Below are 15,083 nucleotides of genomic sequence, written 5' to 3' on the forward strand. Positions count from 1 at the left end.
GCGCGACAGCTCTGCCACGGGCATCTCAACGGCTTTGCAGCCAGCCGAGGAAGCCGCCTTTTCTGACCTGCGGCGGACGGGCCAGCAGGATCGAATGGCTGTTCTTCTGACGTACCGCCTGCAGCTTGTGCAGAGCCGTATTCACCTGGCTGGATTGCGTCATGCAGGCGCGGGCGATGTCCTTGTCGATGCGATAGACGATGCTGGAAGTCAGCGCGGTGAAGCAGGCTTCGGACGGCGTGTCGTCCAGCAGACCCTGTTCGCCCAACACTTCGCTCGGTCCCATGCGACCGGCCTCGACGCGTTGCTCGCCATTGACCACGGCCGCACTGATCACGCCGGTGGCGATCACGAACAGGCCGTCGGGCACCTCGTTCAGGTCCAGCACCACCTGACCTGCGGCATACTGCTGGGCAGTCATGTGCTGGGCCAGTTGATCCCGCTCTTCCTCGCTGAGCGAACGGAACACTTTCACTTCTTCCAGCAGCGCACGGGCCCGCGAGGCTGGCTCGACGACCGCGTCGGGCTGACGAACGATTCCGGCCGCTTCCAAGTGGCGGTGGGCGAGGTCGAACAACTGGTTGCGCACTTCGCCTTTTTTGCTCAGGTCGGCGATGAAGCCAGTGGCCACGTATTCCGACATGCTGTCTCCCGACGCATGCAGCACGGCCTTTGGCGCAGGGCTCAGCAACAGACTGCTGCTGCCCTGCAGGGTGCGCTCCAGAGCGTCGAGCACGCGGCGTGGTCGAATGTGGGTCGGCACCTGAATGCTGATCGAAACGCCGTGCATGTTGGTCGGGCGACTGAGGTTGACGATCTTGGCCTTGGCCGCCACCGAATTGGGCACCACGGCGGTGCTGCCTGCGTGGGTCAACAGGTGCGTGGCGCGCCAGTCGATGTCGAGCACCTTGCCTTCGACGCCGTCGATCGACACCAGATCGTCCACTTGATAGGGCTTGGTGGTGTTGAGCACAATCCCGGAAAACACGTCGCTGAGTGTGCTTTGCAGCGCCAGACCGACGATGATCGCCATCGCGCCGGACGTTGCCAGCAGGCCCTTGACCGGCAGCTCCAGTACATAACCTGCGGCCGCCACCACGGCAATCAGGAACACCAGCGCGCCGATGACGTCCTGCAACAGGCGTCCGCTGTGTCCGATGCGGTGCATCAACGCCAGACCGATCAACACGGTCAGAACTCGAGCGGCGTAGACCCACCAGAGAATCGCCAGTGCCGTCGCGCCCAGCTGGATCACGCTGTCATCCGGCCAGGACGGGGCCTGCAACGGGCTGATCCCGGCATTGATGATGATCGTGCTGAACGCCAGAAACAGCGCCAGCCGGATGCTCACCTGCGCCACTCTCTGACGCACCGAGGCCAGGTGCCAGATCAGTACATCGGCCAACAGCAGCAGGGCGCTCCAGAGCAGGGGGTGGCTCAATGACTGATGCATGGGATGACTCCGCAGAACGTTGAGAATGGGCGGTCTGCCCTGTGGACACAGACTAATCAGGTGCTGAAATGCGAAAAAGCGGCTATAAAGCGTTTAACTGTCAACCAGGTCGTGACAATGAACCCTTTTGAAGACATGCGTATCTTTTGCCAAGTGATGGAGTCGGGCAGCTTTACGGCGGCCTCCGACAAGCTGGGGCTGTCCAAGCAATTCGTCAGCAGACGGCTGATGCAACTGGAAGAACGGCTGGGCGTGCGCCTGCTGAACCGCTCGACGCGGCGGCTGGACGTCACCCCGCTGGGCCAGAGCTACTACGAATCGGCCTTGCGTCTGCTGGCCGAAGTCGAGCAGGTGGAGCAGGGCATCACAGGTCAGAACAGCGAGCCGCGCGGCACCTTGCGCCTTAGCGCGCCGCTGTCGTTTGCCGTGGCGCATCTGGGCTGTCTGCTGCCGCTGTTCCTGCAGCGCTACCGCGACGTATCGGTGGAAGTGGACCTGAGCGACCGCCCGGTGGACCTGCTCAGCGAAGGCTACGATCTGGTGCTGCGCATCGGCGTGCTGGAAGACTCCAGCCTGATCGCCCGGCGAATCGCGACCATCGACCGGGTCTACTGCGCCAGTCCTGGTTATCTGGCCGAGCGCGGCACGCCGGAAAAACCCGAGGATCTGCATGCTCACGACTGCCTGCCGTACGGCCATGGTCGTCAGGTGCAATGGCGCTTTCAGGGTGCAGGCAAACCGCTGAACCTGAGCGTCAGCGGGCGGATGCGGGTCAACAATGGCGAGCTGCTGCGCGATGCGGCGGTGGCGGGGTTGGGCGTTACCTACCTGCCGACCTTCATTGTCGGCGCAGCCTTGCGCGACGGCAGCCTGGTGCGTGTTCTGGATGATCTGCGCCCGGAACCGCTGACCCTGTCGGCGGTGTATCCACAGCACCGCCAGGCTTCCCGGCCGGTACAGGCCTTCATCGAGTTCCTGCGCGAGCGGCTGGACTCGGGCATCGACCTGGATGACCGTCAGGGGTAGTCAGCATACTGATCGTTCCGCACGCTCAGCGCTCATCTTTATACACAAGTCCGCCTCGACACTGATCGTGCCCATCGCGTAGGAACGATCAGTGTGATCTCAAGCACGCCGATCATGCCCATGCTTGTGCTCAGCGTTATACCCGAGTCTTGCTGCGACCACGGACTGTGGTAGGCGGCTGTCTGCCACGGATTTTGCATCCGAGTCTGGAACACGATAAACATCACTCAAACCCAAGGAGTCCGCCTGACATGAGTCTGACCTCGCTGCACTGGGGCGTTTATCGTCCGCAGGTCGTGAACGGCAAGCTGCAAGCCTTGCAGCCTGCCGAGTGGGATAAGGATCCTTCGCCCATAGGTGACTCAGTGGCGGCAGCCATTACCTCGCCGACGCGAGTCATGCGGCCCGCCGTGCGTCGAAGTTTTCTGGAGCAGGCGGGCGGGCAATACGAGTTGCGAGCTGAGCTGCGCGGGCAGGAGCCCTTCGTTGAGGTGTCGTGGGAAGTTGCACTGGATCTGGTCGCCCGTGAGCTGAAACGGGTCAGGCAGGCGCACGGCAATCAGGCGATTTTCGGCGGCAGTTATGGGTGGGGCAGTGCCGGTCGCTTTCACCATGCGCAAAGCCAGCTGCACCGTTTTCTAAACTGCATCGGCGGCTATGTGTCCAGCACCGACAGTTACAGCCTGGGTGCCGGACGGGTGCTAATGCCGCATATCGTCGGCAGCATGGACTGGCTCCTGGCGGCTCACACCTCATGGAAAAACCTTGCCGAACACTGCGAGCTGTTCGTCGCGTTCGGCGGGCTGCCTGCCAAGAATGCCCAGACCAGCCCCGGCGGTGCAACGGATCACCTGCTGACCGACGCGCTGCAAAAAATGTCCGACGCGGGTGTGCAATTCGTCAACGTCAGCCCGCTGCGTGAGGACCTTGCAGGCCCTGCGCAGATCCAGTGGTTGCCTGTCAGGCCCGGCAGTGACACGGCCCTGATGATGGCGCTGTCTTACGTACTGATCACCGAGAACCTGCACAACGAATCGTTCGTTCAACGCTACACCGTCGGCTATGAACGCTTTCGCGATTACCTGCTCGGCCACACCGACGCTCAACCGAAAAGCCCGGACTGGGCCGCAGCGCTGACCGATATTCCCGCACAACAGATTGTCGAACTGGCGCGCCGGATGGCCAGCAAGCGCACCATGATCAACGTCGCCTATTCGTTGCAGCGTTCGGTTCATGGCGAGCAGCCATTCTGGATGACCGTAACGCTCGCCGCCTTACTGGGGCAGATCGGCCTGCCCGGTGCGGGCTTCGGCCTGGGCTATGGCTGTATGAACAACACCGGCAGCGGCCGCAAGGCGTTCTCCGGGCCGCGCTTTTCCCAGGGCAGCAACCCGGTCAAGGCGTTCATCCCGGTGGCGCGCGTGACCGACATGCTGCTCAACCCCGGCACCCCGTTCGATTACAACGGCCAGCGCCCTACCTATCCCGACATCAAGCTGGTGTACTGGGCTGGCGGAAACATCTTTCACCACCATCAGGACCTCAACCGACTGTTGGAAGCCTGGCAGCGTCCGCAGACCATTATCGTTCATGAGCAGTTCTGGACTGCGCAGGCCAAGTACGCCGATATCGTGCTGCCCGCGACCACCGCACTGGAGCGAAACGACATTGGCAGCTCGGCGTCCGACCGGTTCATGATTGCCATGCAGCAGGCCATAGAGCCAGTCGGCGAATCCCGTGACGACTATGCAATCTTCTCCGGCGTGGCCGAGCGCATGGGCCTCGCCGAAACCTTCACCGAAGGCCGTGATGCCCAGACCTGGCTGCGATTCATCTATGACGACTCGCGCCAGCGTGCCGAATCGTTTGGCATTGCGCTGCCTGCGTTCGACCAGTTCTGGCGTGATGGTCTGCTGGAAATCGATTTTCCCGAGGCCGATAACGTGCTGCTCAAGGCCTTTCGCGATGACCCCGATGCCCATCCTTTGCCGACGCCTTCCGGACGCATCGAAATCTTTTCCGAGCGCATAGCCGGGTTTGGTTATGCAGACTGTCCCGGCCACCCGGTGTGGCTGGATAAACCTGCGCCTGCCTTCCCCTTGCACCTCCTCTCCAACCAGCCCAGGACCCGGCTGCATAGCCAATATGACCACGGCAGCTACAGCCGTTCTTCGAAGATCCGTGAGCGCGAGCCGCTGACCATGAACCCGAAAGACGCGCAGGCACGCGGGATCGTCGGGGGCGATGTGATCAAGGTCTTCAATGAACGCGGCGCGTTTCTGGCCGGGGTGATCGTGTCCGACGGTATTCGACCCGGCGTGGTACAGATCGCGACCGGTGCGTGGTTCGATCCGCTGGTGCGGGGCGAGCGGGGCAGTCTTGAAAAGCACGGCAACCCCAACGTCATCACGCGAGACGTCGGTGCGTCGAGCCTGTCCCAAGGCTGCTCGGCACAGACGGCGTCGGTTGAAATCGTCAAATGGGATCAGCCGCTGCCATCGGTCACGGCGTTCGAGCCGCCACCGATGGTGTGATCAGACGCCGGCGTTGCGTGCTGCGAAAGCGGCCTTGCCGACGCCGATCAGCACGGCATCGTTCTGCGGCGTGTGAACCCGGCCGCACAGTACGTTGCGGTAGTGGCGCTGCAACGGGTTGCTGCGCGACAGGCCGGGATTGCCGGATGCTTCGATGGCCAGCTCCACGGCGCGTATCGCATTGCCGGTCACCAGGTATTTGAGCTGACCCGCGTGCTGAGTCGGCGTCAGGCCCTGGGCCGCTGCGTCCAGCAGGCTGCGGTTGGCGAACAGCAGGGTGTCGATGTGGCCAACGGTCTCCTGAAAGCGCGGCAGCGTCGAAAGCGCTGCGCCAAGGTTGGAGGGCTTGCGTTGCTCCAGCCAGTCCACCAGCCAGTCGCGGGCGGACTGCGCGATGCCGTCGTAGACCGATGAAAGCAGCACCGACATCCACAGCATGCTCGCTGGGTCCAGATCCGACTTCGGTGCGCTCCACGGGCTGACACTTACCGCATGCTCCAGCGGCACCAGCACATTGTCGAAACGTATCTCGTGGCTGTTGGTGGCGCGCATGCCCAGATGATCCCAGTCTTCGATGATCTGAATGCCGGGCGTGTCCTTGTGCACCAGCCAGGTGCCCACCAACGGGTCTTCGTCATCGCTGCGCCCCCACACGGCAAACCAGGTCAGGCCATGGCTGCCGGTGGAATAGATCTTGGTGCCGCTGATGCGCCAGCCTTCGGCGGTACGACGGGCGATGGTGCCCGGCAAACCGCCACGTGCGGGCGTGCCCAGATCCGGCTCCACCCGCAGGGCATTGATTAGCGCACCTTCACGGACCGCTTCCTCGCCGACCCGCACGCGCAGGTCCCGGGGCCAATTGACGTTGTCCTGCAGGCGGGCGTGTTGCAGGTACTGCATCACCAGAATCAGCGCCGTGGAAGGCTCGCCTCTTGCGACCGCACTGATCACCTGCTGTGCCTTTACCAGATCCGCGCCGCCACCGCCCAGTTCGGTCGGTACGACGAGACCCAACAGGCCATGCTCGTGCAGCAGACTGAAATTGGCGTGCGGAAAGTGCGCGGTTACGTCGTAGTGCTCAGCCGTTTCGGCGAGTGTCGCGGTCAGGCTGTTCAGTCGAGCTTCAAACGTTGCGACCGATTCGGGCAGTAGCCGACGGAGGGGAGAAGGGCTCATGCGGGATCCTTTCGCGATGGGACGGGATTGAAGGTGCTGATCATTGGCTGGCCGCCTGTGCGACCTGGGGCCGCGCCGCGTTGAAGCTCTTGTCGAAGCCTGTCGAAACGTCGATCGGCTTGCCGAGAATGCCTTCGGCCAGATACGTGTCAGCCGTGGCTTGCAGGCCTTGAATGATCCTGTCGTCAATCAGCGTGCGCTGCATTTGTGTCGCCTTGGCCACCGACAGGTGCACCTCAAGCGGCAGACCGGTGACCCTGGCCTGTGCGGCGGCATATTCCTCGGGGTGCGCATTGGTCCAGTTGAAAGCACGTTCGACCCGTGCGACAAAGTCTTCCAGCTGCGGACGCTTACCCTCGATGGCCTTGCTGGTCGCAGCCAGGTACAGGTGATTGCTCAGCAACTCGCTGCCGCTCACCAGCACCCGTGCATCGCTCTGGCTGATGGAAATAGTGGTGTAAGGATCCCAGGTCGCCCAGGCGTCGGCCTCGCCGCTGTCAAGCAGCAGCCGCGACTCGCTGGGCAACAGGTTGATGAAGGTGACGTCGCTGATTTTCAGCCCCGCCTCATGCAAGGCGCGGATCGCCAGATAGTGGCCGATGGAACCGCGCCCGGTCACGATGCGCTTGCCCTTGAGGTCGGCGACGGTCTTGATCGGCGAATTCTTTGACACCAGCAGGGCGGTGGTGAAGCGGCCCTGTGCATGGGTGATGCTGACCACTTTCAGTGGCGCGCCCGCGCCCAGTGCAAACACGTAAGGCGCATCGCCCAAGGCGCCAATGTCCACCGCACCGGCATTCAGCGCCTCGCCTAGCGGCGCAGCGGACGGGAACTCGGAAAACTGGATGTCATAGGGCACGTCCTTGAGTTCGCCGGACACCTGCAGCAGGATTTTGAGCAATGACTTCTGGTTGGCGACCCGCAATGGCGCAAGGTCTGCCGCCAGTGCCTGCTGACTGGCGAGCAGGCTCAGCAATGTGACAAGCACCAGGCTTTTAAGGGAAGAGGCTGATTTGAAGAAAGGCAGCATGGAAGAAGGAACTCCGTCATCAGTAAGATGGATGCATCAATCGACTTCACACTGATCGTTCCCTACGCTCTGCGTGGGAATGCCTCTCGGGACGCTCTGCGTCCAGGCGTACCCACGGGATATCTACGATCAGTGTCGAGGCAGGCTTGTATGAGCGCAGGCGCGATCAGGTGTTTAACGTCTCAGATCACGTGAAACCCATGCGTCCCATCGCGCCCCAGTTGTTCGACCAGACCGAACTCCCAGTCCAGATACGCCTGCATCGCGGCCTTGGGTGCGTCGGTGCCTTCATACGGGCGGCGGTAACGGTCGATGCGCGCTGAGGCCAGGCGGGTTTCGCCGTGTTCCAGCGCAAACCCGGCCTTGACCCAACTGGCCGTGCCGCCTTCCAGCACGAACACTGGCCTGTTCGTCAGGGCCTCGACGTCGGCGGCCGCGAAGCGCGCCAGACGGCTGCTGCCACAGGTCAGCACATAGCGCTCGGCGGCGGGCACCTTTGCCAGTGCCTGTTCGAGATCAGCTCGCAGGCACCACCAGGCGCCGGGGATGTGCTGCTTCACGTAGTTGGCGCTGGTGGTGAAGTCCAGCACCGCCACACCGCCGTGGGCCTGCCAGTCGGCGAGGGTTTCGGCACTGATGAACTCCACCTGTGCAGGCGCCGGGAAGGGCGCGTCCCAGTCGCCCAGCTCGGAAAAGTCCTGCGCCTGCAGGCCGTCGATCACCGACACCTCCCAGCCCAGTTGTGCCAGCCAGGAAGCCGACATGTTGGCGCGCACGCCGTCGTCGTCCACCAATACGATTCGTGCACCACGCACGCTGGCGTAATGATCGGTTTCCTGCACCAGTTGCCCGCCGGGCGTCGAGCGCGCTCCGGGCAGATGCCCCTTGGCAAATTCCTCTGACGTACGCACGTCGAACAGGTAGGTGGTGCGCGACGTCTCCCTTTGCCAGCCTTGCAGATCAAACAGACTGGCGCGCTTTACGCCTGCGCGGTCGGCCACGTTGCGGGCGTCGGCGCTGGCCGTGTTACGGGTCTTGTCGCTCACGTCGGCGAAGCGCCGGTTCTGACCATGATCCAGCGTCTGATCGGCGAGCAGCCAGCCGATGGTGCCGTTGCGCAGCGCATGGACCTGATTGGGCAACCCTGCATTGATCAGCGACTGGGTGCCGATGATGCTGCGGGTACGGCCTGCGCAGTTGACGACGATCCGGGTGTTCGGGTCCGGCGCCAGTTCACGGGCGCGCAGCACCAGTTCCGCGCCCGGCACGCTGATGCCGCTCGGGATGCTCATGGTCTGGTATTCGTCATAGCGCCGCGCATCGAGCACCACCACATCGGCCTGGCTGTCGAGCAGCGCCTTGACCTCTTCAGCGGCCAGCGACGGCGTGGCACGCTGATGTTCCACCAGTTCGCCAAACGCCTTGCTCGGTACATTGACATCGATGAACAGTTCACCGCCGGCTTGGCGCCAGCCCTGCAAACCGCCTTCCAGCTGCTTCACGTCGCTGTAGCCCAGAGCCTGCAAGCGTTGCAGAGCGATATCGGCCAGGCCTTCGCCATCGTCATACAGCGTCACGGCGGTGTCGCGACGCGGGATGCGTGAGAACACCTCCAGCTCCAGCTTCGACAATGGAATGTTGGCTGCGAACAACGGATGCGCCTGCGCGAAGGGCGCTTCTTCGCGCACATCCACCAGCGCCAGTTCCTGACGGTCCAGCAGGGCCTGGCGAATTTCGGCAAAGGATCGGGTTGGGTGTGTGCTCATCAGGCGTGACTCCCTGTCGGTTGTGCTTGAGATGGGGGTGGGGCGGGATTGGAATAGCCGGAAATGAAAAGTTTTTCGGTGCCGTCCAGCTCGTAGACTGCGCGCTTCACCTGACCGATGTCGGCGCCGTACACATGGATGCTGATCGAAACCTGATCGCTGAAGGCGTTGCTGACCTGATGGACATCGTTGCGCTGCGGCAACAACGCTTCAACCTGGCCCGGCACCAGACGCACGCTCGGACCCTGCCGCTCAAGGCGCCCGTCATGGCCGCGCACGTAACCCTGAGCGTCTTCCGCGCCGCGCAGCATGCCGATCAGCCCCCACACACGATGGTCATGAATTGGCGTGCGCTGGCCCGGGCCCCAGACAAAACTCACTACCGAGAAGCGCTGCTGTGCATCGGCGTGCAGCAGAAATTGCTGGTAGCGAGTCGGGTCGGGAACAGCGAACTCGTCAGGCAGCCAGTCGTCATGGCTGACCAGTTGCGCAAGCAATCTGCTGCCGCGGTGCAGGAGGTCGGTTTCGTGGGTGTCGCTGCCGATCAACTCGGTCAGCGCGTCGATGAAGGCCCCGAGTCGTTCGGGGCGGCGGTTCTGAGTCATATCCGTTCCAGATCAGCGTCAGGTATGGGTCGATATAAGCATAATGCGATTGTTTAATATGCTATTTTTTTATGATTAGGATATAACGAAAACGTCTTTCACTGGCCAGGGTTCAGGCTTATGTTGGAAGCGTGGACTATCCATGAACGCCCATTGGCACTATGCTTTTTGCCTATGTTCCTCTTATATTTTTATGTGCGGTCCGAATGAAAATTGATGATATCGATGCGTTCGTTGCGGTGATTCGCTGCCAGTCGATCAGCCATGCGGCTGAATCGCTGGACCTGACCCAACCGGCCATTACGCGCCGGGTGCAGAATTTCGAGCAGGCCCTGGGTGTTGAGTTGTTCGATCGCAACACCAAACCGCTCAAGCCCACGGCCATGGGCGTTCAGGTCTATCAGAAATGCCTGGCGATTCTGCGTGAAATGGATGCGCTGCGTGAGCTGGTGGCCAGCGATACGCCACCCAGCGGCCTGCTGAGACTGGGTGTGCCGCAGACCATCGGTGACGTGGTGCTGCTGGATGCGCTGAAGCAACTGCGGGGCGAGTTCCCCGACCTGCGCGCACAGGTGAGTACCGGCTGGGGCAGCTATCTGATTGGCAAGATCGAGAACGGCGAACTGGATGCGGCCGCCGCGCTGTTCCCGGCCGGCAAGATTTTCCCGGAAAACATCGTGGCGCAGTCGATTGGCCGAATGGAGCTGGTCGTAGTCGCCGCCAAGGACACGGTGCCGAAAAAGCCCGGCAAGCTGGCTGACTGTTACCAGCAGGGCTGGGTGCTGAATCCCGACGGCTGCGGATTTAGGGCAGGCCTGCAACGCACGCTGTCCGATCAGGGCCTGAGCATGAAGGTCAATCTGGAAACCTTCGGCACCGAGCTGCAACTGGGCCTGGTCGCCGACGGCATGGGGCTGGGTCTGGTGCCGCGTCCTTTGCTTGCGCGCAGCATTCATCGCGATCAACTGGCCGTCGTGCCGTTGAAAGACTTCAAACCGGTGATGGACCTGTGGCTGTTCTACCCACGTTTCCTCGGTAACCTGCAAGGGCCGGTGGATGCGTTCGGCGCGCTGGTGGCGCAGTCGCTGGAACAGGTTTCGGCGGCTGCGTGACGGGCATCACCGGCAGGCATGACTGCCGGCCGGTGTTAGCTGCCCGTAGTGTCTACCCGCAGTTCAGGCAACCTGCTCACGGGCTTCGCGCTCGCGCCGGGCGACCAGTTCGCGGGTCAGTGGAATAAGCTTTTTGCCGTAGTCGATGGCGTCATCCAGCGGGTCGAAACCGCGAATCAGAAAGGTGGTAATCCCCAGATCGTAATAATCGAGCAGCGCTTCGGCGACCTGTTCAGGCGTGCCCACCAGCGAGGTCGAGTTGCCTTGCGCGCCCAGCAGTTCCGCGATACCTGTCCACAGGCGCTTGTCCAGACGCGAACCTTGCGCGGCGGCGGCCAGTAGGCGACGTGAACCTTCGTTGGGCGGCTCTCGACGGATAAACCCGTTGCGTTCGGCCAGTGCCCTGGCTTTTTCCAGAATGCTGTCGGCGCGTGCCCAGGCCTGTTCTTCGGTGTCGGCCAGAATCGGTCGCAACGACAGACTGAAACGAATGGTGCGGCCATGTTTGGCAGCCTCGGCGCGTACCTGTTTGACCACGTCGCGTACCTGCTCGTACGTCTCGCCCCACAACGCATAAACGTCGGCGTGTTTGCCTGCCACGGCAATCGCAGCAGCTGACGAGCCGCCGAAATACAGGGGAATGTGCGGCTGTTGCGGGGACTTGACCAGCGAGTGCGCGCCCTCGAACTGGTAATACGTGCCCTGGTGATCGAAGGGTGTGTCGCTGGTCCATTCCTGGCGCACCACGCTCAAGTATTCGTCGCTGCGCGCGTAACGCTCGTCCTTGCCGATATGGCTGCCGTCGGCACGCAATTCCTTGTCATCGCCTCCGGTGATGATGTGCACCGCTGTCCGCCCGCCGTTGAACACGTCCAGCGTCGCGAACTGACGGGCCGCGACGGTCGGCGAGATGAAACCGGGACGATGGGCAATCAGGAATTTCAGTGTTTGGGTCACGTTGGCAGCGTGCGCAGCCACCAGTGTGCTGTCCGGACTGTTGGAGTGATAGGCGATGAGCGCACGGTCGAAACCCGAGTCTTCATGGGCCTTGGCGACTTTCTGCACATAGTCGGGCTGGATGGTCGCGCCACTGCGTGGATGGATTTCCGAACCGGGCTGCGTAGCGATGTAGCCAATGAATTCGATGCTCATGAATGACTCCTGCCAATGGTTGAGGTCCGTTCGACCTTGTCGACTGGCACCTTAATGGGCGAAGGCAGAGGCTGTGAAATTCGATTTTGGTCTAAGTTAATTATAAAAAATATGCATTATATCAATTCATGATAATCAAATATTTTAACGATTAGCTTAGATCCAAATAGAATTTCACTCAGGGTTCTTATGCACCTAGCATGATGCCTATCCAGTGAGTCGGGTGCGTTTGCCCGATCCGTTCAGCAAGGATGCCTTCATGTCTGAAACAACCCTCAACTCCATCGATGCCGGATTTCTGGTCGTCAACAAGCCCGAGCGACAGACCGCTGCGCAGTCCGGCCGCCAGTGGCGCGTGCCGGGGTTCGTGCTGCGTCTGCTCAGCCCGCTCGCGTTGTTACTGCTCTGGGAACTGGCCTCACAGACCGGCCTGCTGCCGGTGCGGGTCATTGCTGCGCCGTCGCAGATTGGCGGCACGCTCTGGTCGATGATTCTGTCGGGCGAACTGGGCCGGCACCTGTGGGTGTCGCTGCAGCGTGCGCTGCTGGGCCTGAGTATCGGCGTCAGCATCGGTGTCGTGGCTGCGCTGATCACCGGCCTGTCCAAACGAGGTGAAATTGCCCTCGATTCGCCGATGCAAATGCTGCGCACCATTCCGTCACTGGCGCTGGTGCCGCTGTTCATCCTCTGGTTTGGCATCGGTGAGTTCACCAAAGTGGCGCTGATCGTCATGGGCACCACCTTTCCGGTGTACCTGAACCTGTTTTCCGGGATCCGCAACATCGACCCCAAACTGATCGAGGCCGCCAACACGCTCGGTCTGAGCCGTCGCGAACTGATCTGGCACGTGATCCTGCCGGGCTCGCTGCCCTCGTTCTTCGTCGGCCTGCGCTATTCGCTGGGCATCTCCTGGCTGGCGCTGGTGTTCGTCGAACAGATCAACACCACCGCGGGCATCGGCTACCTGGCCAGTGACGCCCGCGACTTCATGCGCACCGATGTGATTGTCATCTGCCTGCTGATCTACAGCATTCTCGGCCTGGTGATCGACGGCATCATTCGCACGCTGGAACGCTACGCCCTGGCCTGGCGCCCGACTTTTGTGAGGAACTGAACATGACCGCTTTCGACGCGCGTAACCCACAGACGACCCTGCATCGTGCACCGGAAAAAGCCGAGCAGGCCCCGGTTCAGCTGCGCAATGTAGTCCGGCAGTTCGGCCAGCAGCGGGTGATCGACGGGCTGGACCTGGACATCGCGCCGGGTGAATTCGTCGCGCTGCTCGGTGCCAGCGGTTCCGGCAAGACTACCTTGCTGCGTACCCTCGCCGGACTGGACAGCATCGACAGCGGCGAGCTGCGCGTGCCGGTGGCGCGGGCGGCGGTGTTTCAGGAACCCCGCCTGATGCCGTGGAAAAGCGCCTGGAAGAACGTGGTGCTCGGTCTGCACATCGACAACGCCAAGGCGCGAGCCGAAGCCGCGTTGGGCGAAGTCGGCCTGTCACATCGGGTCAATGCGTTTCCGGCCACCTTGTCGGGCGGTGAAGCGCAGCGTGTCGCGTTGGCGCGCGGTCTGGTGCGTGAACCGAAGCTGTTGCTGCTGGACGAACCCTTCGCCGCGCTCGACGCCCTGACGCGCATTCGCATGCATCAACTGATCATCGACCTGTGGCGCAGGCACACCCCCGCAGTGTTGCTCGTGACCCACGATGTGGATGAAGCGATTCTGCTCGCCGACCGGGTCATCGTGCTGGCCGATGGCAGGATTGCCGACCAGATCCGTATCGAACTGCCGCGCCAGCGCGACAGCGGACAGGCCGGGTTTCAGGCGATACGCGGTCGTCTGCTCGGGCTGCTGGGCGTCAAAGGGCATGAGCAGGACGCCGAACCGGACGATGTTGCGCACAACCCGACGCTCAGCGACCTTCGACGCGTCGCCAACGCTCGTTGAGCGGGCAGACGGTGCGTATCATGAGCGCTCTTTGATGCGGAGCACGCGTTCATGTCTGCCGGAAAACCCGAAGTCATCATCACCTACTGCACCCAGTGCCAATGGTTGCTGCGTGCCGCCTGGCTGGCTCAGGAACTGCTGAGTACGTTCTGCGACGATCTGGGCAAGGTCTCGCTTGAGCCGGCCACGGGTGGCACCTTTCGCATTACCTGTGACGGCGTACAGATCTGGGAGCGCAAGGCCGACGGTGGATTTCCGGAGGCCAAGGTGCTCAAGCAGCGGGTGCGGGATCAGATCGATCCGGCGCGTGACCTGGGCCACAACGATCGGCATCGCGCAGCGGACCCTCAATGAGATCCGGTCTCTGCACCTCGGTTGCCCATCAGGCCTGAGATCAGAATGGCGACAATGATCAGCGCCCCGCCCAGCAGCATCCGCAGGGTGGGCGTTTCGGCGAAGATCAGCCAGGCGAAGGCGATGCCGTACAACGGCTCCATGGCAAATACCACTGCGGCTATCCGCGCCTTGATCACGGCCAGACTGGCGACGAACAGACTGTGCGCCAGTCCGGTACAGAGCACGCCGAGCAAGGCAATCCACAGCCAGTCACGGGTCGAAACGTCGGGCAATGAATAGGCTGCCCACGGCAGCAGGCAGACGGCGACGATCAGGTTCTGACAAAGTGCGGCCTGCACCGCAGGCACATGCAGCGCGCTGGCACGGTTGACCAGCGACAGCAGGGCGAAGGTGAAGCCCGAAACAATCGCCCACAACAAGCCGCCCGTCGCTTCGCTGGCCAGATCGAACCCTGGTGTCACCAGTATCAGCCCCACGGTAACCAGCACGACCAGCAGCATCTCGATGCGCCGGATCCGCTCGCGAAAGACCAGACCCTCAAGTATCACGGTGAATGCCGGGAAGCTCGCGAAGCCCAGCGTCGCCACAGCCACGCCTGCTACTTTCACCGCGATGAAAAACGACACCCAGTGCAGGCTAAGCAGTACGCCACTGAGGACCAAACGTGCACCGCTGGCTCGGCTCAATGGTTTCCAGCGCGTGCTGCCGACAAAGCGTGCGAACACGGCGAGTGCTGCGGCTGCGAAGGCCGCGCGGCCGAAAACGATCACGGATGGCGAAGCATGTGCAAGTTTACCCAGCACGCCGGACAGGCCGAACAGCAGGGCGCCGATGTGCAGAGCGAGCAGGGCGGAACGCGGAGTCATGACAATCCTTTGTGGGCGCGGCGACAGGCAAGTCTACCTCGTACAAGCCATTGTCA

The 15,083-nt window shown here is 62.2% G+C and carries 13 protein-coding genes; 6 read left to right on the top strand and 7 right to left on the bottom strand.

Going from position 1 to position 15,083, the window contains the following annotated elements:
* Positions 1–25: 25 nt before the first annotated feature.
* Complete coding sequence (locus QRN20_RS17660) at positions 26–1,453, bottom strand: mechanosensitive ion channel family protein (protein ID WP_029243902.1); 1,428 nt, start codon at positions 1,451–1,453, stop codon at positions 26–28.
* A 117-nt stretch (positions 1,454–1,570) separates the two neighbouring features.
* Between QRN20_RS17660 and QRN20_RS17665 the strand changes: the two genes are divergently transcribed.
* The gene (locus QRN20_RS17665) at positions 1,571–2,479 is read left to right on the top strand and encodes a LysR family transcriptional regulator (protein ID WP_029243903.1); all 909 of its coding nucleotides are present in this window, start codon (positions 1,571–1,573) and stop codon (positions 2,477–2,479) included.
* A gap of 251 nt (positions 2,480–2,730) precedes the next feature.
* Positions 2,731–5,013, top strand: coding sequence for a molybdopterin guanine dinucleotide-containing S/N-oxide reductase (locus tag QRN20_RS17670; protein ID WP_088234810.1), 2,283 nt, complete (start codon positions 2,731–2,733; stop codon positions 5,011–5,013).
* On the opposite strand, the gene QRN20_RS17675 is transcribed toward QRN20_RS17670, so the two are convergent.
* The 4 genes from QRN20_RS17675 to QRN20_RS17690 form a co-directional block, all read right to left on the bottom strand.
* A complete protein-coding gene (locus QRN20_RS17675) occupies positions 5,014–6,189 on the bottom strand; it encodes an acyl-CoA dehydrogenase family protein (protein WP_088234811.1) in 1,176 nt (391 codons plus the stop codon). It lies immediately after the preceding gene.
* Positions 6,190–6,229: 40 nt separating this feature from the next.
* Entirely contained in the window at positions 6,230–7,219 is a 990-nt protein-coding gene (locus QRN20_RS17680) for an ABC transporter substrate-binding protein (RefSeq protein WP_285360879.1), read from the bottom strand.
* Positions 7,220–7,401: 182 nt separating this feature from the next.
* Entirely contained in the window at positions 7,402–8,985 is a 1,584-nt protein-coding gene (locus QRN20_RS17685) for a rhodanese-related sulfurtransferase (RefSeq protein ID WP_088234813.1), read from the bottom strand.
* Positions 8,985–9,590, bottom strand: a complete 606-nt coding sequence (locus tag QRN20_RS17690; protein ID WP_029242322.1) for a cysteine dioxygenase family protein — start codon at positions 9,588–9,590, stop codon at positions 8,985–8,987. The genes QRN20_RS17685 and QRN20_RS17690 overlap by 1 nt, the downstream gene beginning before the upstream one ends.
* A 206-nt stretch (positions 9,591–9,796) precedes the next feature.
* On the opposite strand from QRN20_RS17690, the gene QRN20_RS17695 reads away from it, so the two are divergent.
* The gene (locus QRN20_RS17695; protein WP_122414739.1) at positions 9,797–10,702 is read left to right on the top strand and encodes a LysR family transcriptional regulator; all 906 of its coding nucleotides are present in this window, start codon (positions 9,797–9,799) and stop codon (positions 10,700–10,702) included.
* 63 nt (positions 10,703–10,765) lie between these two features.
* Here the strand turns inward: QRN20_RS17695 and QRN20_RS17700 are convergent, their stop codons facing one another.
* Positions 10,766–11,854, bottom strand: coding sequence for an LLM class flavin-dependent oxidoreductase (locus QRN20_RS17700; RefSeq protein WP_122583739.1), 1,089 nt, complete (start codon positions 11,852–11,854; stop codon positions 10,766–10,768).
* 259 nt (positions 11,855–12,113) lie between these two features.
* Between QRN20_RS17700 and QRN20_RS17705 the strand changes: the two genes are divergently transcribed.
* Genes QRN20_RS17705 through QRN20_RS17715 form a run of 3 tightly spaced genes read left to right on the top strand, consistent with a single transcriptional unit; the run spans position 12,114 to position 14,158 of the window.
* Positions 12,114–12,968, top strand: a complete 855-nt coding sequence (locus QRN20_RS17705; protein WP_122500295.1) for an ABC transporter permease — start codon at positions 12,114–12,116, stop codon at positions 12,966–12,968.
* A gap of 2 nt (positions 12,969–12,970) precedes the next feature.
* Positions 12,971–13,804: an ABC transporter ATP-binding protein gene (locus tag QRN20_RS17710; protein WP_240332557.1), complete on the top strand. Its 834-nt coding sequence runs from the start codon at positions 12,971–12,973 to the stop codon at positions 13,802–13,804.
* 51 nt (positions 13,805–13,855) lie between these two features.
* The gene (locus tag QRN20_RS17715; RefSeq protein ID WP_004884283.1) at positions 13,856–14,158 is read left to right on the top strand and encodes an Rdx family protein; all 303 of its coding nucleotides are present in this window, start codon (positions 13,856–13,858) and stop codon (positions 14,156–14,158) included.
* Here the strand turns inward: QRN20_RS17715 and QRN20_RS17720 are convergent.
* Positions 14,152–15,027, bottom strand: a complete 876-nt coding sequence (locus QRN20_RS17720; protein WP_029242317.1) for a DMT family transporter — start codon at positions 15,025–15,027, stop codon at positions 14,152–14,154. The two genes, QRN20_RS17715 and QRN20_RS17720, sit on opposite strands and share 7 nt — an antisense overlap.
* Positions 15,028–15,083 lie beyond the last annotated feature (56 nt).

This window comes from Pseudomonas sp. fls2-241-TYG-175 (assembly GCF_030209155.1).
Taxonomy (GTDB): domain Bacteria; phylum Pseudomonadota; class Gammaproteobacteria; order Pseudomonadales; family Pseudomonadaceae; genus Aquipseudomonas; species Aquipseudomonas viridiflava.